Origin of the sequence: Sulfurimonas sp. (genome assembly GCF_016744025.1) — a bacterium.
Classification (GTDB): Bacteria; Campylobacterota; Campylobacteria; order Campylobacterales; family Sulfurimonadaceae; genus Sulfurimonas.
The window spans coordinates 1-26,654 of the sequence record NZ_JADGFC010000014.1 but is presented as its reverse complement, the minus strand read 5'-3'; the positions used below and the strand labels follow the sequence as shown (position 1 = coordinate 26,654).

At 32.4% G+C, this 26,654-nt stretch carries 26 protein-coding genes; 22 read left to right on the top strand and 4 right to left on the bottom strand.

Features of this window, described 5'->3' with window-relative positions:
- Positions 1-5: 5 nt before the first annotated feature.
- Positions 6-602 carry a class I SAM-dependent methyltransferase gene (locus QZZ48_RS03860; protein WP_294962143.1) on the bottom strand — a complete coding sequence of 199 codons (597 nt, stop codon included), beginning with the start codon at positions 600-602 and terminating at the stop codon, positions 6-8.
- On the bottom strand, positions 602-1,195 hold the full coding sequence (locus QZZ48_RS03855; protein WP_294962142.1) for an MBL fold metallo-hydrolase: 594 nt from the start codon (positions 1,193-1,195) through the stop codon (positions 602-604). The genes QZZ48_RS03860 and QZZ48_RS03855 overlap by 1 nt, the downstream gene beginning before the upstream one ends.
- A gap of 130 nt (positions 1,196-1,325) precedes the next feature.
- Here QZZ48_RS03855 and QZZ48_RS03850 point away from each other — a divergent pair, with 130 nt between their 5' ends.
- From QZZ48_RS03850 to QZZ48_RS03780, 15 genes are all read left to right on the top strand, one after another.
- The gene (locus QZZ48_RS03850; RefSeq protein ID WP_294962140.1) at positions 1,326-2,132 is read left to right on the top strand and encodes an NAD+ synthase; all 807 of its coding nucleotides are present in this window, start codon (positions 1,326-1,328) and stop codon (positions 2,130-2,132) included.
- 31 nt (positions 2,133-2,163) lie between these two features.
- On the top strand, positions 2,164-3,285 hold the full coding sequence (locus tag QZZ48_RS03845) for a DegT/DnrJ/EryC1/StrS family aminotransferase (protein WP_294962138.1): 1,122 nt from the start codon (positions 2,164-2,166) through the stop codon (positions 3,283-3,285).
- Positions 3,286-3,290: 5 nt separating this feature from the next.
- Entirely contained in the window at positions 3,291-4,199 is a 909-nt protein-coding gene (locus QZZ48_RS03840) for a tetraacyldisaccharide 4'-kinase (RefSeq protein ID WP_294962137.1), read from the top strand.
- A complete protein-coding gene (argB, locus tag QZZ48_RS03835) occupies positions 4,196-5,047 on the top strand; it encodes an acetylglutamate kinase (protein ID WP_294962135.1) in 852 nt (283 codons plus the stop codon). Before QZZ48_RS03840 ends, argB begins: the two co-directional genes overlap by 4 nt.
- Positions 5,048-5,264: 217 nt before the next feature.
- A complete protein-coding gene (locus tag QZZ48_RS03830; protein WP_294962134.1) occupies positions 5,265-5,555 on the top strand; it encodes a DUF2018 family protein in 291 nt (96 codons plus the stop codon).
- Positions 5,556-5,559: 4 nt separating this feature from the next.
- On the top strand, positions 5,560-5,976 hold the full coding sequence (locus tag QZZ48_RS03825) for a hypothetical protein (protein ID WP_294962132.1): 417 nt from the start codon (positions 5,560-5,562) through the stop codon (positions 5,974-5,976).
- Between the two features lie 10 nt (positions 5,977-5,986).
- The gene (locus QZZ48_RS03820; protein ID WP_294962130.1) at positions 5,987-6,874 is read left to right on the top strand and encodes a polyprenyl synthetase family protein; all 888 of its coding nucleotides are present in this window, start codon (positions 5,987-5,989) and stop codon (positions 6,872-6,874) included.
- A complete protein-coding gene (gene hemA / locus QZZ48_RS03815; RefSeq protein ID WP_294962128.1) occupies positions 6,874-8,184 on the top strand; it encodes a glutamyl-tRNA reductase in 1,311 nt (436 codons plus the stop codon). The genes QZZ48_RS03820 and hemA overlap by 1 nt, the downstream gene beginning before the upstream one ends.
- A complete protein-coding gene (proS, locus tag QZZ48_RS03810) occupies positions 8,181-9,485 on the top strand; it encodes a proline--tRNA ligase (RefSeq protein ID WP_294962127.1) in 1,305 nt (434 codons plus the stop codon). The genes hemA and proS overlap by 4 nt, the downstream gene beginning before the upstream one ends.
- Before the next feature lies 1 nt (position 9,486).
- The gene (locus QZZ48_RS03805; RefSeq protein ID WP_294962125.1) at positions 9,487-9,936 is read left to right on the top strand and encodes an FxsA family protein; all 450 of its coding nucleotides are present in this window, start codon (positions 9,487-9,489) and stop codon (positions 9,934-9,936) included.
- Positions 9,890-10,726: a thioredoxin domain-containing protein gene (locus tag QZZ48_RS03800; RefSeq protein ID WP_294962122.1), complete on the top strand. Its 837-nt coding sequence runs from the start codon at positions 9,890-9,892 to the stop codon at positions 10,724-10,726. Before QZZ48_RS03805 ends, QZZ48_RS03800 begins: the two co-directional genes overlap by 47 nt.
- 3 nt (positions 10,727-10,729) lie before the next feature.
- Positions 10,730-11,689 (top strand): hydroxymethylbilane synthase, encoded by a 960-nt coding sequence (gene hemC, locus QZZ48_RS03795; protein ID WP_294962121.1) that lies wholly within the window; start codon positions 10,730-10,732, stop codon positions 11,687-11,689.
- A 2-nt stretch (positions 11,690-11,691) separates the two neighbouring features.
- On the top strand, positions 11,692-13,506 hold the full coding sequence (locus tag QZZ48_RS03790; RefSeq protein ID WP_294962119.1) for a menaquinone biosynthesis decarboxylase: 1,815 nt from the start codon (positions 11,692-11,694) through the stop codon (positions 13,504-13,506).
- 51 nt (positions 13,507-13,557) lie between these two features.
- Entirely contained in the window at positions 13,558-14,937 is a 1,380-nt protein-coding gene (gene argH / locus QZZ48_RS03785; RefSeq protein ID WP_294962116.1) for an argininosuccinate lyase, read from the top strand.
- Positions 14,938-15,054: 117 nt separating this feature from the next.
- Complete coding sequence (locus QZZ48_RS03780) at positions 15,055-15,519, top strand: OsmC family protein (protein ID WP_294962115.1); 465 nt, start codon at positions 15,055-15,057, stop codon at positions 15,517-15,519.
- A 226-nt stretch (positions 15,520-15,745) separates the two neighbouring features.
- Here QZZ48_RS03780 and QZZ48_RS03775 read toward each other — a convergent pair whose 3' ends face one another.
- Together QZZ48_RS03775 and QZZ48_RS03770 are read right to left on the bottom strand one after the other, a co-directional pair.
- Positions 15,746-16,933, bottom strand: a complete 1,188-nt coding sequence (locus tag QZZ48_RS03775; RefSeq protein ID WP_294962113.1) for a murein transglycosylase domain-containing protein — start codon at positions 16,931-16,933, stop codon at positions 15,746-15,748.
- 2 nt (positions 16,934-16,935) lie between these two features.
- Positions 16,936-17,292, bottom strand: coding sequence for a histidine triad nucleotide-binding protein (locus tag QZZ48_RS03770; RefSeq protein WP_294962111.1), 357 nt, complete (start codon positions 17,290-17,292; stop codon positions 16,936-16,938).
- Between the two features lie 138 nt (positions 17,293-17,430).
- Here QZZ48_RS03770 and pheS point away from each other — a divergent pair, with 138 nt between their 5' ends.
- From pheS to serA, 7 genes are all read left to right on the top strand, one after another.
- Complete coding sequence (gene pheS, locus QZZ48_RS03765) at positions 17,431-18,423, top strand: phenylalanine--tRNA ligase subunit alpha (protein WP_294962110.1); 993 nt, start codon at positions 17,431-17,433, stop codon at positions 18,421-18,423.
- Positions 18,420-20,753: a phenylalanine--tRNA ligase subunit beta gene (gene pheT / locus QZZ48_RS03760; protein WP_294962109.1), complete on the top strand. Its 2,334-nt coding sequence runs from the start codon at positions 18,420-18,422 to the stop codon at positions 20,751-20,753. Before pheS ends, pheT begins: the two co-directional genes overlap by 4 nt.
- Positions 20,750-22,042, top strand: coding sequence for a 3-phosphoshikimate 1-carboxyvinyltransferase (gene aroA, locus QZZ48_RS03755; RefSeq protein WP_294962107.1), 1,293 nt, complete (start codon positions 20,750-20,752; stop codon positions 22,040-22,042). The genes pheT and aroA overlap by 4 nt, the downstream gene beginning before the upstream one ends.
- A gap of 76 nt (positions 22,043-22,118) precedes the next feature.
- The gene (locus tag QZZ48_RS03750; protein WP_294962105.1) at positions 22,119-22,952 is read left to right on the top strand and encodes a 4-hydroxy-3-methylbut-2-enyl diphosphate reductase; all 834 of its coding nucleotides are present in this window, start codon (positions 22,119-22,121) and stop codon (positions 22,950-22,952) included.
- Positions 22,953-23,052: 100 nt separating this feature from the next.
- Positions 23,053-24,711, top strand: coding sequence for a 30S ribosomal protein S1 (locus QZZ48_RS03745; RefSeq protein ID WP_294962103.1), 1,659 nt, complete (start codon positions 23,053-23,055; stop codon positions 24,709-24,711).
- Between the two features lies 1 nt (position 24,712).
- A complete protein-coding gene (locus tag QZZ48_RS03740) occupies positions 24,713-25,192 on the top strand; it encodes a hypothetical protein (protein WP_294962102.1) in 480 nt (159 codons plus the stop codon).
- Positions 25,192-26,654, top strand: a 1,463-nt coding sequence (gene serA / locus QZZ48_RS03735) for a phosphoglycerate dehydrogenase (RefSeq protein WP_294962100.1), incomplete at its 3' end; no start/stop codon positions are given. The genes QZZ48_RS03740 and serA, both read left to right, overlap by 1 nt.

Below are 26,654 nucleotides of genomic sequence, written 5' to 3'. Positions count from 1 at the left end.
CTCTTTTATTTTTTAGCAGTTAGTAAAAATACACCAAAGTCTTTGTGTGGTTTATTTATTGTATTTATATTTTCAAAAGTAACATTATTAAAGCCTGCATCTTTAACAATCTTACATAAATTATTTTTATCGAATCCAAAATGAAAAACACCTGTATTGTCTGAATGAAAAGTTCCATCTTCACTCTCTAAATCTGCAATAGCAATAAAACCATTTTCCTTTATATTTTTATATATTGTTTCAAAAAAAGCTTTTAAGTCTTGAACATGATGAAGTGTCATAGAACTAACTAGACCATCAAAAGTCCTATCTAATGGCATTGCTATAATATCTTGGGAGTAAACTTCAATACTAAGCTCAGGAGTGTTTTTGGCTTTTAATTTTTGTAGCATACTCTGAGATGTGTCAACACCATATACTTTTTTAACACTCTGCGCTATATCAAATCCTAAAAGTCCAGTACCTACACCAAAATCTAAAATTTCCATATCACTTTTTAGTTGTACTTTTTTGTTAATGGCATCTGAAATTGTTTTAGCACCTTGAACTCTTATATCTCCCTTATCCCACTCTTTTGATTTTTCTTTAAAATGATCTTTCATTATAGAGTTCCTATCCAGTAGTCGGTATGTTGTTGCTCTTGTTTTATACTTGTATTTACACCATGTCCGGGATAGAGAGTTTTATCAAAATCAAGTTTTTTAAATTTCTCTAGTGAGTCTCTCATATCTTGCGGCGAAGAATATGGAAAATCTGTTCTACCTATAGAGCGTTCAAAGATAAAATCTCCACTAAATATTGCATCTGCAATTTCTATCATGGAACAGCCTGGACAGTGCCCAGGGAAATGACGAAATTTTACTTTTACACCATCAAAATCAAATTCTTGTTCTGGTTGAACTTCTATATCTGGAGTTGATGGTGGAAGGTCTGGCATCCAAGTACTCTCTTTTAGCAACATTACATCTCCTTTAGGAGTATAAAGGGGAATATTAAGTTTCTTTTGAAGCTCTGCATTTGACCAAACATGATCAAAATGCCCATGTGTATTTAAAATTGCTACAGGATTTGTAACATTTTTCTCTACCCAAGAAGTTGCATTTACACCAGGGTCAATAATGAAGTCTTTTCCATCTACAGTAGCAATGTAACAGTTTGTTTGGTAAACGCCCATAGCTTGAACTTTTATTTGCATCGGCTCTCTTTTTTATTAGATTGTAACAAAACAATATAAATATCAAAACTAAACGCTCTTAAACGTTATTTGTAGCAAAAACTTTGTTATAATATTTTTTATTAAAGATTTTTAAGGTTCGTTGAAAAATATGAGTAAGTACGCACAAATATCAGACTATCTACAGCGTTTTTTGGATGATGAAGTCCGAAAAACTGGTATAGAAAAAGTTGTAATTGGTTTGAGTGGTGGATTGGATTCTGCTGTTGTTGCTGTTTTGGCTCATAAGACTTTTAAAGATGATCTATTATGTGTCAAAATGCCTTCACAATACTCTTCACAGAATTCTCTAGATGATGCAGACGCTCTTTGTAGAGATTTTTCTATGAAATCTATAACTGCATCTATTGAACCAATGTTAGATGCATATGAGAAATTAAATCCAAATATGGATAATTTAAGAAAAGGGAACTTCTCTTCTCGTATGAGAATGTCAACTCTGTTTGATATTTCAGCAAGAGAAAATGCTTTGGTTTTGGGAACAAGTAACAAGAGTGAGTTAATGTTGGGGTATGGAACTCTTTATGGAGACCTTTCAAGTGCAGTGAATCCAATAGGAGACTTATATAAAAGTGAAGTATATGAGTTAGCTCGATATCTTGGTGTAACAAAAAGTATCATAGACAAAGCTCCTTCTGCTGATTTATGGGATGGACAGAGTGATGAAGAAGATTTAGGATATACATATGCACAGCTAGACGAGGCTTTGAAACTATATGTAGAAGATAGACTTACTAAAGAAGAAATAGTTAAAAAGGGAATAGACTCTCAAATGCTAAATATGCTTATCTCAAGAATATTTCGTAATCATTTTAAGCGTAAAATGCCAGTTATCGCAAAACTAACATCAAGAACTATAAACCATGATTTTAACTACCCAAGAGATATAACTTTGTAAAGCACATAAAAAATGAAATTAAGGAAAAAAAATGAAAATACCATTTTGTAGATACGAAAGTGGACGAGAAGAACATAGTAATGTTGCAGACGTTTTAGATGCAGAAGATTTAAACCAAGTATCTCAGTTAGAAAAAGAGTTTGCTTCATATATTGGAGCAGAATATGCATTAGCAACTTCTCATGGTACTTCAGCACTTCATCTTGCTATGCTTGCACTTGATCTTAAGCGTGGGGATAAAGTAGTTTGTTCTGTAAATGCTTATCCTAATGTGCCAGAGGTTGTTCGTCACTTTGACGCAGAACCTATTTTCATAGATATTGAAGCAAATACTTATAATATCAATCTAGACCTTTTAGAAGCTTACCTAGAAGATAACCAGTCAAAAAAACTAAAAGCAGTTATTGTTACTCACTTGGGTGGAACTACAGTTGACTTAGAAAGACTATATGCTATTGCTAAGATATACAATGTGAAAATTGTTGAAGATGCATGTGAAGCCTTAGGTGCAACATATAAAGATCAAAAGATTGGCTCAACTGGTGGAGATATTACTTGTTTTAACTTTTCTTCTCATTTAAAGAAAAACATATGTAACGGCGGTATGCTTGTTACTAATAATGATGTAATTATGGAACGTGCAAAGCTCTTAAGTAATCATGCAATAGAGCGTGATGAAGACTCCCTGGAATATATCTATGATGTAGTAGATATAGGAAATGATTACTCTCTAGGTGAGTTAGATGCAGCTTATCTAAGAACTCAAATTGTAAAACAAGATAAGAATATTAAAAGAGTTAAAGAGATAGCGAGAATGTACAGTGAATCACTTGCAGGAACTGGACACATTACTCTTCCTGATATGAGCAATGATGAACATCCATTTTCTTTATATATTATCAAAGTAGATAAGAACCGTGATTCTTTTGCCTTAGAGCTTAAAAAGGTTGGTGTAGAGTGTGGACTTAACTATATTCCACTTCATCTTTTAACTTACTACAAGTCAAAATATTCACTTAAGATAAACAACTATCCAAAAGCATTAAAGTGCTATCAGCAAGTTTTATCTCTTCCAATTTATGCAAGTATGAGTGATAAAGAAGTTAAATTTGTTTGTGAAAAAGTTAAACAAATAGCTAAAACAAGAGTTTAATAACATTGAAAAAGAGTTTAGTATTTTGGGTTGAGGGATATTTTTATAACCCAAGTTTTATTCAAAAGCTTCTCTCTTTTTTACTTCTTCCACTTAGTTGGATATATTGCTTTGGCATGTACCTGCGCTTTAAAAGTAAAAACCCAGTTGATTTTGATATTGATATAGTTAGTGTTGGAAACCTCAGTGTAGGCGGTAGTGGTAAGACACCACTTGTAACTGCTCTTGCATCTAGATATAAAGATGCTGCTGTAGTACTTCGTGGTTATGGACGTAGTAGTAGTGGACTATATGTTATTAAAGATAAAGAGAATATTTTATGTGATGTAAGCATAAGTGGTGACGAAGCTATGATATATGCTCATAAACTCTTAGACGCTATAGTCATCGTAAGTGAAGATAGACCAGCAGGTATCTTAAGAGCAAAAGAGATGGGTGCAAAAATAGTTTTTTTAGATGATGCATACTCAAAGCATGATATTAAAAAATTAGACTTTCTTATAGATGTGAAAACTAAAAACAATAGATGCTTACCCTCTGGTGCATTTAGAGAGAGACTTTGGCCATCTAAAGAAACCGTTGTCCTTGAAGAAGCAAAAGATTTTACTAGAGTAGTACAACTTAAAAATAAAAGTGCTAAAATGTCACTAGTAACAGCAATAGCAAGACCATCTAGGTTAGATGAGTTTTTGCCGCAAGTTGTAAGTAGAAACTATTTTGAAGATCATCACTCATTTAACAAAGAAGAGTTAGAAGAAATTTTAAAAAAAGATAGTTCAGACTCACTTTTACTTACCTACAAAGATTTAGTAAAAGTTGAACCTTTTAATTTACCAATATCTCTACTAGATTTGGATGTTGAAGTTGATGAAAGAGTATTTAGTAAAATAGATAACTACAGGAATAAATATTGAAAAAAAAGATAGAAACAGTAAAAACACTACTTGACGCACTACCGTTTATAAAAGAGTTTAGAAATGAGATAGTTGTTATTAAATATGGTGGTTCAGCTCAGACATCAACAGAGTTAAAAGAGAAGTTTGCTGAAGATATTTTACTTATGTATCTTGTAGGTATAAAACCTGTAATCGTTCATGGTGGCGGTTCAAAGATTACAGAGATGTTAGATGCTCTAAATATTGAGACTAAGTTTATTGAAGGACAAAGAGTTACAACTAAAGAAGTTATGCGTATAGCTGAGATGATACTTAGTGGAGAGATAAACAAAGAGATTGTATCGCTTCTTAATTCTCATGGTGCAAAAGCTATAGGTGTAAGTGGTAAAGATGCTCACTTCATTACAGCAAAAGCAAAAGATTTCGCGAAGTGGGGTCTAACTGGAAATATAAACTCAGTTAAACCTATTGTGATTTCTAAACTAATTGCAGATAAATTTGTACCAGTTATCGCTCCAATTGCTGCTGGTGAAGAGATGGGTCATCCTGGTTTTAACATAAATGCAGACCTTTGTGCATCATATGTTGCAAAAGCAATAGGTGCAAACAAAATCATTTTTTTAACAGACACTCCGGGTGTCCTTAATAAGGATAAAGAACTTTTACCAACTCTAACAAGAGCTGAAGTAGATGCTCTTAAAGCTGATGGAACTATTAATGGTGGAATGGTGCCAAAAGTAGATGCATGTTTAGAAGCTATTGATGGCGGCGTGACAAAGGCTCATATAATTGATGGTAGGCTAGAGCATTCTATGTTATTAGAACTATTTACATCTGAGGGTGTTGGTACTCAGATAATAAAGTAATTACTATTTTTTGAAGTTTGTGGACTAGACCTCCACACTCAAAAACAACTCTACATAAGTCTATTCTTACATTTCTTTAACATTAACTCTTTATATATACAACAATAAAATCTGTAGGTTTTTTAAAACAAGATAAGCTCTTGAATAATATCAAGGGATAATTAACAAATGAACTGTATAATCACAATAATAAGAAATAAAATTAAGGAATAAATAAATGTCAAAGTATAGTGCCCTATTTGAAGATGAAGATGATGTATTTTTAGGTTCTCCTGTTAGTAAACTAATGGATATAATTTTTAATGCTAATAATGATGTTGTTAGATTTGATTTAGAAAATTTCATTAAAAGAAGAGCTGCTCTTGAGCTTATTTTAGAAGAAAAAATTGGTGAAAACTATAGTGAAATAGTTGAAGCTATGATTATTGAACAGCGTGAAATAGTTGAGAGCAAGACTAAGAGTTTAAGCATTGAGCTTATGGGTGAAATAGTTTCAAAAAGCGAGTAGATTAATGAAGCCATTTTTACAAATTTTTATCATTCTAGCACTTAGTTTTAGTGTCAGCTTTGGAGATACCTACAGAGATGTAACAACTATCTCTCTAAAAAAGGATGAACAAAAGAAAATTCTTGTAAAATACGGCGACATTACAAAACTCTTTAAATTTAATTGGACACTCTATCACAATGAGGGATTGGTTATTCATCGTTCATATGACAGAATTGTTGCACAAAATATACTCTACATAAGAGATAAAAATCGTAGCTTTAGGTTAGAACTTAGACCTAGAGGTGCCGATCATTTTAATGCGGCTTATTTGCTAGTTAAATTTAAAGAGTTTAAGTATGAAACACGAGAGGCAGTCTTTGAACTCTTCTTGTTTGATAAAAAGATGCAAGTTAGTTTAAAACATTTGAAAAATACTTAGAGAGGTTTGAATGCAAAGAGTAGAGCGTGAAATAGCAAGATTGATTGAAGAAGTTGATTATGACGAGGTAACTCGTCTTTTTAATATGCTCTCTGGTGGTAAAAGACTTAGAGCTAAACTAATTTTAAAGATTGCTCCAAATCATGAAAAGGCCCCACTTTTAGCTGCTATAGTCGAGCTGATTCATGGAGCAAGTCTGCTTCATGATGATGTAATTGATGAGGCAGTAACAAGAAGAGGCGTAGCATCTGTAAATGCAACAGATGGTAGTAAAACAGCCGTGATGTTAGGAGATATCCTTTATTCTAAAGCTTTTACTGAACTAGTTGAGTTTGATAAAGATGTGGCAAAATCTATTGCTTCATCTGTTACTGCACTTAGCAAAGGTGAGATGCAAGACGTTAAAATGGCAAATGAGTTTAATGAAGATGAAGATAAATATCTTGATATGCTCTATCTAAAAACTGCTACTTTAATAGAATCTGCTGCTTATGCTTCAGCACTGCTTGCAGGTAAAGATGCAAAGAAATATGGTGTATATGGTAGAAATCTTGGATTATCATTTCAGATTATAGATGATATCTTAGATATTACTGCTGATTCAGCTACACTCGGAAAACCTGCTATGAATGACTTTGTCGAAGGTAAGTGTACTCTTCCATATATTTATCTCTACAAAGTTTTAAATACGCAAGATAAAGCAAGACTAAAAAGTTCTCATGCTAAGCACATAGATACAGATGAAGTTCTTTGGATTAAACAAAAGATGCAAGAGCACAAAAGTGTTGAAAACTCTTTTGAACTTGCAAAAAAACTCTCAAATGAAGCAATGTTAGCTGTACAAGATAATAAAGAACTCATTGAAATACTACAAACTATGATTAAAAGAAGTTACTAATGCACTATCTAAATATAAGTTTTTCACACAAAAATTCTACTATGGAAATTAGAGAGAAGTTGTCATACCCTGATGATAAACATGTTCATGGATGTCTAACAAAATTAAATGAAAATGAAGCTATTAATGAGACAATTCTTATTTCTACTTGTAATAGAATGGAAATCTTTTGTAGCTGTAGCGATATAGTTGGGGCAACTAAACATATATTTGAAAAGTTGACCGAGCGTTCAGATATTTCAACTGAAGAGCTTGAAGGTCGTGCTGATATATTTGATAATAGTAGTGCTATACATCACCTCTTTACAGTTGCATCTTCTCTTGATTCTATGGTTGTTGGTGAGACTCAGATTGCTGGACAACTTAAAGACGCATTTAGATTTTCATATGACAAAGGTCACTGTGGTCAAAAACTTGCTCGTGCTATGCATAATGCTTTTAAATGTGCGGCGCAAGTTAGAAATGCTACTGATATATCTTCAAAGCCTGTCTCAATCGCAAGTGTTGCGGTTTCTAAGCTAAAATCTGTTTTAGATAGCGTAGAGGGCAAAAAAGCCTTAATTATTGGAATCGGTGAGATGTCTGAAATAACTGCTAAGCATATGGTCTCAAATGGCGCAGATGTTTATATTATGAATAGAACTAAAGAAAAAGCATTTATATTAGCAGATGCTTGTGGAGCTAAGGTTTTAGACTTTGACCAACTACCAAGTGTAATAAATGAGTTTGAAATTGTATTTACTGCAACATCATCTCCTGTTCCAATCATTACAGATGATATTATAAAACCATGTGATTTTGATAGATACTGGTTTGATTTAGCTATTCCAAGAGATATTGTTTATGATAAAGGTGAGCGTATTAACCTTTATCAAATAGATGACTTAAAAACAATAGTTGACGAAAATAAAGGTCTTAGAGAAGAAGAAGCGAGAAAAGCTCATACAATTATAGGTAGAAGCACAGTAGCTTTCTTTGAGTGGTTAGATACTCTAAATATAGAACCAATGATAAAAGATATTTATGCGAAAGCTTTTGAAGCTGCAAAAATAGAGAGTGAGCGAGTTATTAGAAACGGATATATTCCAAAAGAGTATGAAGAAGAAGTGCATAAAATGGGTGAGCAAGTTATGAAACGCTTTTTACATGATATGACTTCAAAAATGAGAGGTGTATCTGAAGAGTCAAAGTCAGATATGATAACTGGAGCTATGCAATTTTTAATAAAAAGTGATAATAAAAATGTAAAGATGCCAGATGAATACAAATGTGAACATGCCCTAAATGTAGCACAAAAAGGAAGTAAATGAGAAGAAGCCGCGCCTTTATACCAACAACAAAAGAAGTTCCATCAGATGCAACATTACCATCTCACCAGTTTTTAGTTAGAGGTGGTTTTATAAACCAACAAGGTGCTGGGCTTTATAACTTTATGCCTTTGGGAAAAATTGTATTAGAAAAGATTAGAAAGATTGTTAAAGAAGAGTTAGATAAGGCTGGTTGTAACGAAGTTCAACTTAGTTTTGTTACTCCTATCTCTCTTTGGGATAAAAGTGGACGCTCAGATACTATGGGTAAAGAGATGCTACGTATCCAAGATAGACATCAAAATGATTTTGTACTTAGCCCAACTAATGAAGAAGCAATGGTAGAATTAGTTAAAAACAGAGTAACTTCTTATAAAGATTTACCTGTTAACTTATACCAAATTAATACCAAATTCCGTGATGAAGCAAGACCAAGATATGGTATTTTACGTGGTCGCGAGTTTTTGATGAAAGATGGATACTCTTTTCACTCTTCTAAAGAAGATATGATTAGAGAATTTAACCTTATGCAAGAAACTTATAAAAAAATATTTACAAGACTCGGTCTTGATTTTAGAGTAGTTGATGCAGATAGTGGTGCAATTGGTGGAACCGGAAGCAAAGAAATTCATGTATTAGCAAATAGTGGTGAAGACACAATAGTTGTGTGTGATACATGTGACTATGGTGCAAATATTGAAACTATATTTGAAGATGAAGCACAAGTTGATGCTTATAATGAAAAATCTTATGAAGAGTTAACTAAATTAGAACTAGAGCAAAAATGTTCTTGTGGATCTAGTCTTTCATTTAAAAAAGGTATAGAAGTTGGACATATCTTTCAACTTGGAACTACATATACTTCAGCACTAGAAGCAAATTTCAGTGATGAAAATGGTAAACCAAAACCTTTTGAGATGGGAACCTATGGTATCGGTGTAAGCAGACTTGTTGCATCTGTAATCGAGCAAAACCACGATGAAAATGGTTGTATCTGGACAAAAGAAACAGCACCTTACACAGTTAATATTATGGTTTCTAATATCAAAGATGAAGCACAAGTAACACTAGGTGAAGAACTTTACTTAAAACTTTTAGGTGAAAATGTTGAAGTTATGTTTGATGATAGAAAAGAGAGATTTGGCTTTAAAATGAAAGATGCAGAACTTATTGGTTTTCCATATACTGTTATAATTGGAAAAGAACTAGCAAATGGTCTTGTTCAAATATACGATAGAAAAACAACAGAGAAAACATCAGTAAAAACTGGTGATGTTTTTTCTACAATCATGGAGTTAATATAGTATGATTTACTTTGTAATATACCTTTTTTTAGAAGTCTTAGTCTCTGTTAATATCTCATCATATATTGGTGGTTTGTTAACATTTTTTGAGATAGTTTTAACGGCTTTTATAGGTATATCAATATTAGTCAATTTCAGAACAACACTGCTAAATAATATTACAGCAGTTTCTTACCATGCCATTGATTTAAGAGAGTTTCAAAGATTAAACCTCTTTACAATCATTGGTGCCATTTTACTTATTATTCCCGGTTTTATGACTGATATTCTTGGCTCATTGATGCAGTTTAGTGTTTTTACAAGTATGTTAGTTAATCGTTATAATATAAAATCAGGTAACTATAAACCAAGTAATAATCAAGAAGATATTCAAAATATACAAAAAAACATTCAAAAGGATTCAGATGTTATTGATGTTGAAATTATTAGCGACAACTCTACTACTAAGTAGTTTATTACAAGCGGCTACTTCAAGTAAAGATGTAGAAAATTTTTTAAAAAAGTCATATGAGGCAAACCCAAATATACTTAAGCTAAAAATCAAAGTTAAGCAAACAATTGTTCTAGAAAAAGTTAAAGGTTGGAATGCATATATAGTTAACATAAACGCTACAGTAAAAGGCGAAAAGGGAAATCGTGACATAAAACAAAGTATGGTATGGTTTTCTAATGGAGACACTATTTCACCTGACCTTATAGATATGAAAACAGGTATCTCTTTTAAAGAGTCACTTTCTCCATCATTTGAAGCAAAATACTACAAAAAAGAGAATCTTATCTACGGAAATGCAAATGCTAAGCATAGAGTAGCTATTTTTTCAGATCCATTATGCCCATTTTGTAGAAACTATGTGCCAGAAGCAATTAATGCTATGAAAAAAAGTCCAGAAAAATTTGCAATATATTATTATCATTTTCCTCTTCCTACACTTCACCCTGCCGGAGTAGAACTAGTTAGAGCAGCTGTCGCGGCTGAGCTTAAAGGTAAAAAAGATGTTGTACTTAAACTTTATACTGTTAAAGTAGACGCAAAAGAGAGAGATGTAAAAAAAATATTAGCTGCATTTAATAAAACAATGAATACAAATATTACACCTGCAGATTTGACATCAAAAGCTGTGAATGAGCATATTAAAAATGATATGGATATTGCAACTGCTTTAATGGTTAGTGGAACTCCAACTGTGTTCTTTGATGACAAGTTAGATAAAACAAAAAGAAAATATGAAAAGGCTCAATAGATAATGGAAAAATTAGTAATAGCAACAAGAGTTTCTGATTTAGCACTATGGCAAGCATATCATATAAAAGATAGAGTAGAAGCAGCGTACCCAGAAATCACAGTAGAATTAAATAAGATTGTAAGTAATGGTGATAAAATTTTAGATAAACCATTAGCGCTAATTGGCGGTAAGGGTCATTTTACTAAAGAACTTGAAGATGAGATGCTAGCTGGTAATGCACATATTGCAGTGCACTCTTTAAAAGATGTTCCAACATATGTTCCAGAGGGTTTAGAGTTAGTAGCAGTTACTAAACGTCAAGATCAAAGTGATGTTTTCTTATCTCATAAATATGAATCTTTAGAAGATTTACCACAAGGTGCGGTAGTTGGAACTACAAGTCTTAGAAGAAGAATGCAACTTTTACAACAAAGACCAGACTTAAAAGTAAAAGATTTAAGAGGTAATGTAAATACAAGACTTAGAAAGCTCTCAGAAGGACAATATGACGCTATTATCTTAGCCTACATTGGGCTTCACAGATTAGACTTACTTAAAGATATTCCTCATACACAAAAACTATCACTTGATATGATGATTCCTCCTATGGGACAAGCAGCTCTAGGCATAGAAATAGTTCTTGGAAATGATAAGGTTAGAGAAATAGCTGAGAGTCTAAAAGATGAACAAACATATATCTGTACACAAATTGAAAGAGATTTTATCTCTAATATTGGAGCTGGATGTTCAGCGCCTGTAGCTTGTAATGCTGTTGTATCTGGAGATGAAATAGTTTTTAGAACTATGATAGGTTTTCAAAATGGCACAAATATAATGCAGGAAAAAATAGTAAGAGCTCTTGATAAAAGCAATGGTTTAGGCTTAGAAATGGCTAAATTAATGATAGATAATGGTGCAATAGATTTACTTAAAAGAGCTCAAGATTCAGCATTTAAAGATGAAATGCCACAAAGATTATAAATATGAACAAAACTATTGAATTATTAAAAAAAAATGGTGAATTAAGAGTTATAGATGAAGAACTCGACATTTATCTAGAAATCCCACATTTAGCATATGCAGAAGTAAAGAAGAAAGATGGTGGTAAAGCTATACTTTTTACTAATGTTGTAGATAAAAAAAGTGGAACTAAATTTAGTGAACCAGTTTTTATGAATGTATTTGGTTCTTATAAACGTTGTGAACTTCTTTTTGGTCGAACTATTGAATCTGTTGCTGATGAGATTACTAATTTACTTCATATGAAACCACCTTCGGGTTTTATGGAAAAAATATCAATGGCAAGTGAACTTTTTTCACTTAAAAATATTTTTCCTAAACGGTTAAAAGGCAAGGGTGCTTGTCAAGAAGTGATATGCTTAACTGATGATATTGACCTTAGAAAATTACCAGTTTTAACTACTTGGGAACAAGATGCTGGTCCTTTTATTACTATGGGTCAAGTTTATACTCAAAGTTTAGATGGAGAGATGGCAAACCTTGGAATGTATAGACTTCAAGTATATGACAAAGACCATTTAGGTATGCATTGGCAGATTCATAAAGACTCTTCTCACTTTTTTGATCAGTACCAAAAAGCTGGTAAAAAGATGCCAGTTAGTGTTGCTATTGGTGGTGATCCACTTTATACTTGGTGTGCAACTGCTCCACTTCCATATGGTGTTAATGAACTTTTAATGTATGGTCTTATTAAAAAAGAGCCTGCTAAACTTGTTAAGTCTTTAACAACTCCATTATATATCCCAGCTGATGTTGATTATGTAATAGAAGGTTGGGTAGATACTCAAGAGATAAAAGTAGAAGGTCCATTTGGTGATCATACAGGTTATTATACTTTAGAAGAACCATATCCTGTAATGCATGTAAGTGCAATTACGACTAAAAAGAAACCAATATTTTTAGCTACAGTTGTAGGTAAACCACCATTAGAAGATAAGTATATGGGTTGGGCAACTGGTAAGATTTTCTTTCCACTTTTAAAGACTACTGTACCTGATTTACTTGACTATCATATGCCAGAGAATGCAGGTTTTCATAATCTTATACTTGCTAAGATGCAACCACACTATAAAGGACATGCTAAACAATTTATGCATGCTTTTTGGGGTGCAGGACAGATGAGTTTTGTGAAACACGCAATCTTTTTAGATGAGAATTCTCCAAAATTAGATAATTATGAAGCTTTAACTTCTTATATATTAGATAGATTTACTCCAAAGTCTCTTTTTATATCTGAGGGTATCTTAGATGCACTTGACCACTCTTCTCCTGAAACATTAGTTGGTGGAAAACTTGGTATAGATGCTACAGCAGCGTATAAAGTAGAGCCTCCTCAACTTTTAGGTGATGAAGAACTGCTAGAGAAGGTACAAGAACTTATTCCAGAAGTGACTAATGTTCATCAATATATGAGACGTACTAAAAACCCAGTTACTGTAATAAGTGTTAATAAGACTAAAAATGCAAAAGAGTACTTTGAGGCATTAGTTAGTTTAAGCACAAACATCAGAATTGTTGTTTTTGTTGATGATAAAAAGAATGATATATTAAATCCTTATATGCTGATTTGGCGTGTTACAAACAATATGGATGCACAAAGAGATGTTTTCATTTCAGGTTTAATGGTTGGAATCGATGGGACAAATAAAAGTTCTGTAGATGGCTTTACTCGTGAATGGCCTGATGATGTTGATTGTACTCAAAATGTAGTAGAAGAGTTAAAGAAAAAAGGTTTATGGGACTTAGATGAGAAACTAAATATAAAGTTTCAATTATAATCAGTGTTAGAATTACTTCTAGTACGTTAAGAAATAAATTAAGGAAATATAATGGATAAAATGTGGTCAGGTCGTTTTTCTGCGAGTGCTTCAAGTTTATTAGATGAGTTTAATGCTTCAATTATGTATGACAGAAAGTTATATAAAGAAGATATTGAAGGTTCTCTAGCTCATGCTGCAATGCTTGCCAAACAAGAAATTTTAACAACTGAAGAACTTCGTCAAATTACAGATGGATTAAATCAAGTTTTAAATGAAATAGAATCAGGCAAATTTGAATGGAAAATTGGAGATGAAGATCTTCATATGGGAATTGAAAAACGCTTAACTGCTATTATCGGTGATGCAGGTAAAAAACTTCATACGGCTCGTAGTAGAAATGATCAAGTTGCTGTTGACTTTCGTCGTTGGGTTTTAAAAAGAAACCTTGATTTAGTAGATGCTCTTAAACTTCTTATGAAAGAGATTATAGTTGTAGCTGATAAACATACAGAAACACTTATCCCTGGAATGACACATCTTCAACATGCTCAACCTACTAACTTTGGTTTTCATTTAGGTGCATATCTATCAATGTTCAAACGTGATATCGCTAGATTTGAAGAGTCTTACAAAAGAAATAATGTATCTCCTCTAGGATGTGCTGCATTAGCTGGCACTCCACATAATATTGATAGAGATATGAGTGCACAACTTTTAGGTTTTGATAGTGTAAGTGTTAACTGTTTAGATACTGTAAGTGATAGAGATTTTGCACTAGAGATTTTATTTAATATCTCAACTATGATGATGCATATATCACGACTTAGTGAAGAGCTTGTAATGTGGTCTAGTTATGAGTTTGGATTTGTAGAACTTAGTGATGAGTATTCTACTGGTTCATCAATAATGCCACAAAAGAAAAATCCAGATGTTCCAGAACTTCTTCGTGGAAAAACTGGTCGTGTTTATGGATCTCTTATGGGACTTCTAACGGTTATGAAAGGTCTTCCTTTAGCTTATAACAAAGATACTCAAGAAGATAAAGAGGGAGTATTTGATGCTGTTGAGACTGCACAAATATCTCTAGAAATCTTAAAAGAAGCTATCAAGACTATGGAAGTAAAAGCTCATAATATGCAAGCTGCTTGTGCTGTTGGACATTTAGCAGCTACTGACTTAGCTGATTACTTAGTTGAGAAATGCGGTATTCCATTTAGAGAAGCGCATTTTATCACTGGACATGCAGTTGCTAAGAGTGAAGCGTTGAAAATAGATTTAAGTAATATAGAATTAAAATATCTTAAAGAAATTGACTCAAGAATAAATGAAGATGTATTAGAGTATTTAGTTCTTAAAAATTCTATGAATGCAAGAACTTCTGCTGGTGGTACTGCTACTGTTAGAACAAAAGAACAGTTAGAACAATTTAAAAACTTCTTAGCTCTTTAGAGCTTAGCTTTAGTTACCCAAGCGGTCTTAGCGTAGGTAGCGGAATTACTTCCGATACCGATTTTAAAGAAATGGAGGTTTCCTTCATTTTATGAAATAAAATTAAGGATTAAGATAATGAAAGTAAGTATTACACATCAAGATGGCATGAAGTTTGAAGCTAAAACTTCAAAAAGTAGTTTTATAATTGATTGTCCTGTTATCTCTCCAATAGAGTATTTTTTGTCTTCAATTATTACATGTAGTGCAACAGATATTATATTGATACCAAAGAATCAAGATAAAATTGTTACTGACTTAGTTGTAGATGGTGAAGTTGTAAGAAATGAAGCTCACCCTTGTAAGTTTAATACCTTGCATCTAACATATAGTTTTAACTCAGATGCTGATGATACTATGGCTGCTCGTTGGGTTATGGCATCTTTAGAAACTTATTGTTCTACTATAAATACTATCCGTGATACTACTGCTATCACATACTCTATAACGCATAATTCAAAACTAATTCGTGAAAACGAAGAGATGATTTCAGGTGGTGGATCAAACATTGATATGGGTGAAGTAGAGAGCTGTCCATCTTAATTTTTAAAATTCCATGACAAATTGCCATTTTTTTTACATTTATTGATTTTATTCTATAGAATATAAAAAATAAGATGTAAGGAAGATATAATGATAGAAATGGCGACAGTGTTAGTGGCAACAGCAGTATTGATAATCATAGCATATGAGTTTTCATATACTGTCCAAAAAAGAGAGTGGGGAGAAAACTCTAAAAGTATTTTTTAGAGTTTGTCCTATAAATAAATTAAATACCGTAAATTTTGTAGTAAGCACTCATTCTTTTAGAAACTCTTTTTAAATAGTGCTTTGGCTCCTCATAACGTAAATCTCTCAAAAGCTTATTATAAACTTCATTAGGTGATTTTTTATTAATCAATGGTGCTGCTTTTTTCATATTATGATTTTTTGTAAATGCCCATGCTATGTTTCCAGCACCAGTGTTGTAAGCTGCAATAGTACAAAATAACTTAGTATCTTGATTTTTTATATCTTTTAAATACTTATAGTATAGTATATGAAGATAGGCAGTACCCATTTTAATATTATTTGAACTATTATATAAATAACTTCCAGATACTAATTTTTTCTTTTTATACAAATATTTGTATGTATCTATACCAGCAGTTTTTGGCACAATTTGCATTAGTCCATAAGCAGGTATATGTGATCTTGCTCTTGGATTGAAATTACTCTCTGTATGCATAATAGCAAAAATTAAAGCCATTGGAAGTTTTTGCAATCTAGCATTTTTCTTCACTTCATCATAGTAGATTCTTGATCTTTTAATCATTGTATCTTTTGGTAAATCGACTTTAACCGAATAGATTTTTGCATGTTTTATTTTTTGTGAGTTTTTAGTTTTTATATTTTCATTTTTAATATATTTATTTACATAATGTTTTACGCTTGATTGTGTAGGTTCTTTTTTAAATACAATAGTGGATAAAATTGGTTCTGCTTTTACATCTGAAATAACAACACCCTCAGGTTTTTTTATTTGTGCAATCTTTTTTTCTAAAGGATCTGTTTCTTGAACACTCTTTGTATCTATAGTTACAACTTTTGCCAGAGCTATTTGAAGTTTTTGTTTTGCCTCTTTGGGAGATGAAGCGATTGTTTCTATTGTAATAGTTTCTTTAGAAAAATCTACATCAGTTCTAGTTTTTTTATCTTGAGTATAAGATACCCATTTTTTTTTAGTAGAGATTTTTGGTTCATCCCAAAAAACGCCAAGTTCTTTTTTATAATCTTTATAGACTTTATCTTGTGCTTTTTGGTATGCATCAAACTCTTGTGTTTGACTTTTTTTATAAAAGCCAAACTGTTTTTTTTCTTTATTGAACTCTTGCATCTGTTGAGTCTTAAAGTCTTGAGCACTCTGTGCTAAAAGAGTTGAAGTTAGATAAGTAACAATGACTAATTTTTTAATCATATTTAGAAGTGCCCTTTTGGATCTGCATCAGTGAAATGGTCCCATTTTAATTTAGCGCCACCAAGAATATGAAAGTGTAAGTGTTTTACTTCTTGACCGCCATTATCTCCAATATTTGTAATTACTCTATAACCACTCTCTTGTATGTTTACTTCTTGTGCAACATTTTGAATGAATTCTGTCATGCCAGCCATAATCTTTGGAGTAACTTCATTGAAACTATCAACATGTACTTTTGGTATTGCTAATATATGAACAGGAGCTTTTGGATTAATATCGTGAAAAGCGATAAAATTATCATCTTCTAGAATAACATTTGAAGGTATTTCTTTATTTACTATTTTGCAAAATAAACACATTTTTTTTCCTTTTATATTTGTAGCTTATAGGTAAATTATAACACATAAATTTATAAATGAAGCTATATGTAAAATATATTTGACTATAATATATTTTAAAATTTAAGAGGGTTAAGCCCTGCAATTATGGAGACTCTATTGAAAGAGTGGTATGATAAAATAAAAGAAGCACAAAGTGTTGATAGCCTTGAAGAAATTCGCATTTGTGTGTTTGGAAAAAAAGGTGTTCTTGCAGCAGAATTTGCTAAAATGAAGACAGCACCCAATGAAGAAAAATCAAAAATAGCTAAGGACCTCAATACTCATAAAAGTTCACTTATGAATGAGATGACTTCAAGAAAAATAACTCTTCAAACACAAGAGTTAAAAGAAGCTATGAAAGCAGAAGCTATAGATGTTTCTATGTTTAGTGTTTCCTCAGAAGCTGGTGCTCTGCATCCAGTAATGGAAACAATGGATAGAATTGTAGAATATTTTAGCGCAATGAATTTTGCTGTGAAAACAGGTAATATGGTAGAAGATGATTTTAACAATTTTGAAGCTTTAAACCTACCAAAATATCATCCAGCAAGAGATATGCAAGATACTTTCTATTTTAAAGATGAGCTACTTTTGAGAACACATACGTCACCAGTTCAGATTAGAACAATGATGAATAATAAACCACCTATTCGTATGATAGCTCCAGGGGCCGTCTTTCGTCGTGATTATGACCTTACTCATACACCTATGTTTCATCAAGTAGAAGGACTTTTAGTTGATGAAGAAGGAAAAGTTTCTTTTGCTAACTTGAAATACATTTTAGAAGATTTTTTAAAATATATGTTTGGTGAGGTAGAAGTACGTTTTCGTCCATCATTTTTCCCTTTTACAGAACCATCAGCAGAAGTTGATATCTCTTGTGTATTTTGTAAGGGTAAGGGCTGTAGAGTATGTTCTAAAACAGGTTGGTTAGAAGTTTTAGGATGTGGAATAGTTGATCCAAATGTTTTTGAAGCAGTGAAGTACAAAAATGTAAGTGGATACGCTTTTGGTTTAGGTGTTGAGAGATTTGCGATGTTAATACATCATATTGGAGACCTTCGTTCACTATTTGAAGGCGATATTAAATTGTTGGAGCAGTTTCAATGATAGTTACCAGAAGTTGGTTAAATGAATGGATAGATCTAAGTGGTATAACTACTGAAGATTTAGCAAAAACATTCAATTCAATAGGTTTAGAAGTTGATCGTATTCATAGTTATGAAATTCCTAAAAAGATAATTGTAGGAAAGGTTTTAGAGTGTGAAAAACACCCAGATGCAGATAAATTAAACGTTTGTAAAGTTGATATTGGAACAAGCATTCGTCAGATTGTTTGTGGTGCTTCAAATGTTAGAGCAGGGCTAAATGTTGTAGTTGCTACAATTGGTGCTGTAATGCCAAGTGGTACAGTTATTAAACCTGTTAAACTTCGTGGTGTTGAGTCTGAGGGAATGATTTGTTCTGCAAGTGAAATTGGTATTGAAGATTGCCAAAGTGGAATCATGGAGTTAGACAAGAGTGTTGGTAAGTATAAGTTAGGTCAAGAAGTCTGCACTCTGCCTACTTTCGCTGATGATTTAATCGAGATAGAATTAACTGCTAATCGTGGTGATTGTTTAAGTATCAGAGGTGTTGCAAGAGATTTAAGTGCTGCATACGATAGACCTATCAAAGAGACTAATGTAAATGAAGATGAAGACAAAAGAGTAGGGATAGGGCGTATTTTAAGTCTTTCTTATGAAAATGGACTAGACGTTAATCTTCGCTACAGAGCAATAGACTTAAAGAACTTAAGTCTACCTTTTATAGTAAGACTTAGACTAGCACAAATAGAAGACTCTAGAGAAACAGACATAGAAGCACTTATGCTTTATGTAACTCATAGTAGCGGTGTAATTTTAAGAGCTTATAACTATGACTTTTTCTGCGCAGAGAATGAAAGTATGGCTAAGGTTGAACTTAAAAAAGATGATAATGGATATGCTTCTATAATGTCTAAAGAAAAAGCTTCAACAGTAGGAATTATTCAAGAAGATATTTCTAAAGTTACTTACGATGAGGGGAAAGTTTTATTAGAAGCTAGTTACATCCCGCCAGATATTATTTCTAAAAAGATGCAAGAGTCTAAGATAGACTCTGGTCCTATGTACTATAGAACATCTAGAGGAAGTGAACCTGAGTTAAATCAAGGTCTTAACTTCTGTCTAAACCTAATAGAGTCAAACTCTAAGTCATCAGTATTTGGTGGAAGTATCGATCTTTGTGATTCTTATGAAGACAAAGTTGTAACTGTTACAAAAAAAGAGATTGATGAGATAATTGGTGCAAAGATAAACAAGGTTAAAATAACTAAGATTCTTAGAAATCTAGGGTTTGGTACAACAAAATCTTCATCAGAAAACTTTGTGATTTCTGTACCTAGATTCCGTCATGACATCTCTCATAAACAAGATATAGTAGAAGAAATAGTTCGTTTAGTTGGAATTGATAATATCCCATCTAAACCTTTTGTTTTCTCAGAGTCTTCTAAGCTAGAAGATGATTATTTTGCATACAAAAAACGTAGCATCTATAGACATAAAGCAGCACATAGTGGCTTCTTTGAAAATGTAGCTTTTGTATTTGATGAGAAAAAAGTTCTTAATGGATATGGATTTAATACTACAAAAGAAGAGTTAGAACTATTAAATCCTATTGTTAATACATTTGATACTCTAAGACCAACACTAATGACAGGTCTTTTAAAAGCAGCATCTCAAAATATTAAAAATGGAATCTCATCAGTTAGACTTTTTGAAGTTGGTTCTGTTTTTAACCCTACGAGAGAAGAATCTTTAAAGATGGCTTTTCTTTTTAGTGGAGATACTCAAAAAGAAAATTTGGCAAATGCCGGAAAACCACCTAAGGTTGATTTTAATCTTTTTACGCAAAAAATTTCTGATGTTATTGGTGAATTTGAACTTCGTCAATATGAAACTTCGCATTCACTTTCTCATGTTTACCAATGTGCAGAGCTTTTACAAAATGGTGAAATAATCGGTGAGTTATTCCGTGTTCATCCAAGCGTAGAAGATAGTTATGGACTAGAAGCAACATATATGTGTGAATTAGATTTCCTAAAACTCTCTTATGGTTTAAAAGTTGCAAAAAAATCATCTAAATATCAAGCTTCTTTTAGAGATTTAAGTGTCATCATGCCAGAGGCAATGAGTTATGAAAAAGTTAAAGCTGTAATTCAAGCATCTGCTAGTGAAGAACTTATAAGGTTTTATCCTGTAGATAAGTACAGCGATGAGTCTTTGGGTGAAAATATGAGTCTTTCTATTCGTTTTGTTTTACAATCATTTGAGAAGACTTTAGAAGAAGATGATATTACTTCATCAATGGACGCAATTTTAAAATCTTTAAACAGTGAATTAGGAATCGGTCTACGATGAGTAGAGTAAAGGTAAGTAAAGCAGATAAGTTTTCTTTAAAACTTGATAATATAGCTCCAGATAAATCTATCTCACATCGTAGTGCTATGTTTGCAATGCTTGCTCACGGTACTAGTGAAATAACAAATTTCTTAAGAGCAGAAGATACTCTAAACTCTTTAGAGATTGTAAAAAACCTTGGTGCAACTATTGAAGATGATGGAGAAACTATTAAAATTTCTTCTGATGGTATAAAAGAACCGTTTGAAATACTTGATTGTGGTAACTCAGGAACAGGTATAAGACTTTTTTGTGGATTACTTAGTTCAGCTAATGGACATTTCGTTTTAACAGGTGATAAATACCTTCGTAAACGTCCTATGAAACGTGTTACCAATCCTCTTCGTGAAATAGGTGCAGTAATTGATGGAAGAGAAGATTCAAACTTAGCTCCGCTTAGTATTCGTGGAGCATCTCTTAAAGCATTTGATTATAAGAGTAAAATATCATCTGCTCAAGTTAAGTCTTGTATGATTTTAGCAGCTCTTCGTGCTAATGATGTATGTTCATATACAGAACCGGAATTATCTCGTGATCATACAGAAAGAATGTTAAAGGGAATGGGTGCTGATATAGTAGTAAAGGGTCTAAAAACCACAATTAAGCCTATGACAGAACTTCTTTCACCTCTTAGTATTAGAGTTCCTGCTGATCCATCTAGTGCATTCTTTTTTGCAGTTGCAGCTGCTATCATTCCAGATTCTAATATTATTTTAGAAGGTGTTACTCTTAATCCAACACGAATAGAAGCATTTAAAGCATTGGAGAGAATGGGTGCTAATATTAGTTATAAATTAACTGATAATAGATATGAACCTATTGGAGATATACATGTAAAATATGCTCCTCTTCATGCGATTACAGTAGAAGATAATATTTCATGGCTTATAGATGAACTTCCAGCACTTTCAATTGCATTTGCATGTGCTAAAGGCGAGTCTATAATTAAAAATGCAGAGGAACTTCGTGTAAAAGAGTCTGATAGAATTTCTACTGTTGTAGAGGGACTACGCTCTGCGGGTATAGAAGTACATGAATATAAAGATGGATATAAAGTTATAGGTGGCGAACTTAGTTGCGCAACAGTAGATAGTGATGGTGACCATAGAATAGCTATGAGTTTTATTATTGCAGGTATTAGATGTGGTATGGATGTAACTGATATAGATTGTATCAACACATCATTTCCAAACTTTTTTGAACTATTGCAAAAAATTACAAAAGTAGAATTTGATATTAGTGAAGAATAAAAATTTTAGCCCAGGGGCTTAGCTCTAGTGAGGGGAATTTGTCAAAGAATTCACTTCTTTGATCAAGGAGATAAATATGCATATAGAACTTGCTGAGAATTATGGATTTTGTTTTGGAGTAAAGAGAGCAATTAAAATAGCAGAAGAGAATAAAGACTCTTCTACTTATGGACCTCTTATTCATAATTCTAAAGAAATACAAAGACTAGAAAAAGATTTTAAAGTAGGTCTTACAAATGACCATAAAAGTTTTAAATCTGGTGAAAAAGCAATAGTTAGAACGCATGGAATACCCAAAGAAGAACTTCAAGAATTAAAAGACACTAAAGTAGATGTTGTAGATGCAACATGTCCATATGTAACTAAACCTCAAAAAATTTGTCAAGAGATGAGTGAAGCTGGTTACGATATAGTTATCTTTGGTGATGAAGCTCACCCTGAAATAAAAGGGGTTAAGAGTTACGCTACTTATGGAGCAATCGTTGTTACATGTTCTAAAGATTTAGAAGGAGTAAAGCTCAAGGAGAGAGTCGCCTTAGTTGCTCAAACAACAAGAAAAGTTGAAGATTATATGGAAGTTGCTAACTATCTTATTCCAAGGCATAAAGAAGTTAGAGTATTTAATACTATTTGTAATGCAACTTTTGAGAATCAAGAAGCAGTTAGAAAAATTTCTAAAAAAGCTGATGTAATGATTATTATTGGTGGGAAAAATTCATCAAATACCAAACAACTCTTTAGCATCTCAGATGACTATTGTCAAAGCAGCTATCATATAGAAGATGAAAATGATTTAGACTATGATTGGTTTAAAGAAAAAACTTTTTGTGGGATAAGTGCTGGTGCATCTACTCCTGACTGGATTATTCAAAATGTAGTCAACTCTATTGAAAAAAATGTCAATAAATAGCTTTTTTATTAACATCTAGCACTTCTGCCTATATATTAATACTAAAATCAACATTATTTAGATATAATCACGCAATTTTTATGTAACAAGAGGATAGGTAATGGCGTTCGATAACGAATCATTTGAAGAAGAAGAAAATTTTGCAGAGATGTTTGCAGCAACAGAGAAGCAGCAAGAATCAAGTCGCATCGTAGAGGGTGAGATTGTTGAGATTCAAGCAGACGAGAATAGAGCATTAGTTGGTGTTGGCGATAAGCTAGAAGGTATTGTTAACCTTGATGAAATCCGTGGTGAAGACGGTGAGTTAATGTTTAGTACTGGCGATAAGATTAAAGTAATGGTTATGGGATACTACAATGAGCGTCCTAAAATCTCTTATAAAAAAGTTTTAGAGCAACAAAAGACTATTGACTTTATTGAACTTCATAAAGAAGATTTCGAAGAAGTAATTATCGAAGGTATAATCACTAAGAAAAATCGTGGTGGTTATGTAGTAGAAGCTGATGATGTTTCTTTCTTTATGCCTCGTTCTTTAGCTGCTTTTAAAGATGGCGACGATGTTGTTGGTCGTAAGATCAAAGCACAAGTTGTTAAAGTTGATGCTGCTGAGAACTCAATCGTAGTTTCTCGTCGTAAATTATTTAACGAAGAGAGAAAGAAAAAGAAAGAAATCATTGACAAACTAATGGAAGATGATATTATTGTAGAAGGTACAATCAAAAAAATCACTAGCTACGGTATGTTCGTAGATGTTGGTGGTGTTGATGGTTTAGTTCACTACAATGAAATTAGCTACAAAGGTCCAGTTAATCCTTCAAAGCTTTACAAAGATGGTGACATTGTAACTGTTAAAGCAATTTCATATGACAAAGATAAAAGACATCTTTCTCTATCAATTAAAGCTGTTCAACCAGATCCATGGGCAGAAGTTGAAAGTGAATTAGATGAAGGTGACACAATTACTGTAACTGTTTCAAATATTGAAGCTTATGGTGTATTTGTTGATCTTGGAAATGATATCGAAGGTTTCTTGCATATTTCAGAAATCACTTGGAACAAAAATGTTAAAAATCCTAATGATTATTTAACTGTTGGTGAAGAGATTGATGTTGAAGTTATTGAAATTAATCCTAACACTCACAAGTTACGTGTTTCATTAAAGAGACTTTTACCAAAGCCATTTGATGAGTTTATTAAAAACTTTAAAGAAGGTGACGTAGTAACTGGTATAGTTACATCTCTTACTGACTTCGGTGCGTTTGTACGTGTTGGTTCAGTTGAAGGTCTATTACATAATCAAGATATCTCTTGGGACAAAAACACTAAGTGTAAAGACCTGCTTAAGTCTGGCGAAGAAGTTGAAGTTAAAATTGCTAAAATCAACGCTGAAGACCAAAAAATATCTTTAAACCGTAAAACTCTTTTAGAGAGCCCTATAGACAAATTTGCTACAAATAACAAAGTTAATTCTGTAGTAACTGGTACTATTCGTGATATCAAAGATTTTGGTGTATTCGTATCTTTAGAAGATGGTGTTGACGCACTTATCCGTGATGAAGATTTAACTCCACTAGTAAAAGAAGAGTTAGAAGCTGGTCAAGAAATTGAAGCTGCTATCGCTGTTATTGATACTCGTAGAGATCGTATCCGTTTATCTGTTAAAAAATTAGACTATATTAAAAATCAAGCACTATTAGAAGAGATTAATGATAATACATCAAACTCTCTAGGTGACTTAATAAAAGATAAATTCCAATAAGATGCAAAAAGTCTTAAAATGGTTCACTCCAGTCTTAGCACTTGGAGTTGCCATTTTTATTATCTTTTTCTTAATCTCAATAAATCCTTCACAAGAACTTGATTATGTTGAGCCGCTTGAGCACAAGAGTGCGGTTGTTCAGCAAAAATCAAAAGAAGTATGGTTAAATCATTTTTCTAAAACTCAAAGACTTGGATATTTTTATCCTGTAAATGAAGCTTACATAGAAATTGATTTAGTTGAGAAAATAACTAGTCATACTATTTATAAACTATCCGCCTCTCTTTTAGATCCATACCAACTTTTCTGCCTAAAAGAAGAGTTAAAACAACATAAGTTAAGATATTATCTCAAAAGAGATAAAAGCAATGTAGAATTGTTAATCTATTCAAAAAATATTAAAAAATTAAACTCTTTAGTTAGAGTCTTGAAAAATTATCAAATTTCAGCCAAAGTAGAGCTGTATAAAAAGGATGCATAATGAAAAAACATACAATCGTAGTTTGTGACCATATACACGAAGCTGGTTTAGAGATGCTTCGCAATGATGAAAATATTAATTTTACAATGGCAGCTGATGTTGATAAAACAGAACTTGTTGAAAAAATTATTCCAACTGCTGACGTAGCTATTACAAGAAGCTCAACAGATATTGATGATAACTTCATCAAAAATGCAACTAACATGAAAGCTATAGTTAGAGCAGGAGTTGGTGTTGATAATGTAAATATTCCTGGATGTTCTAAGGAAGGGATTATTGTTATGAATGTTCCAACTGCGAACACAATAGCTGCAGTTGAACTTACAATGACACATATGCTTTCTTGTATGAGAATGTTCCCATACTCTCATGACCATCTTAAAAACCAAAGAATCTGGAAAAGAGAGAAATGGTATGGACATGAGATGAAGGGTAAGAAACTTGGTGTTATCGGTTTTGGTAATATTGGAAGTCGTGTTGCTAAACGTGCTCAATCTTTTGAAATGGATATAGTTGCTTATGATCCTTACATACATCCATCAAAAGTTACTGATCTTGATATGACTTATGCTAAAGATTTTGCAGATATTTTAGCTTGTGATATTATTACAATTCACACTCCTAAAAATCAAGAAACTCTTAATATTATAGACGCAGCTGAAATAGCTCAGATGAAAGACGGTGTAGTTTTAGTTAACTGTGCAAGAGGTGGTCTTATAAATGAAGAAGCACTTTACGATGGTCTTAAATCTGAAAAAATCCGTTTTGCTGGTCTTGATGTATTTAATAAAGAACCAGCTATTGATCACCCATTATTAGACTTAGATAATATTATTGTGTCTCCTCACTTAGGGGCTAACACACATGAATCTCAGTATAATATTGGTACTCAAGCTGCTCAAAATGCAATTGAAGCTGCTAAGGGCATTTCATTTGCTCATGCGATGAATCTACCAATTGATGAAAGTAAAATTCCATCATTTGTAAAACCATTTTTAGAAATGGGACAAAAAATAGGTTTCTTAGCATCTCAAATTAATAAATCTCAAATCCTAGCTATTAAAGTTAGTGGTCAAGGTGATATTGCTGAGTATGTTGAATCTTTATCAACTTTTGTAGCTGTTGGTTCTATGAGTCAAAGCTCTAGTGATACTATTAACTATGTTAATGCTGAATTTGTAGCTAAAGAAAAAGGTATTAAAATTGAATCAGAAGCTCTTTGTGACTCTTCTGTATTTAAAAATCTTATTACTGTAAAACTTACTACTGCTGAAGGTACAACAACTATTAGTGCTACAATTTTTGATGATTCTATAAAACGTATCGTTGCTATTGATGGCTTTGATATTGAAGTAGCGCTTGCAGGTGATATGATCTTATTTAAAAATAGTGATGTTCCTGGAGTTATTGGTAGTATAGGTTCTGCATTAGCTAACAATAATGTTAATATTGCAGACTTTTC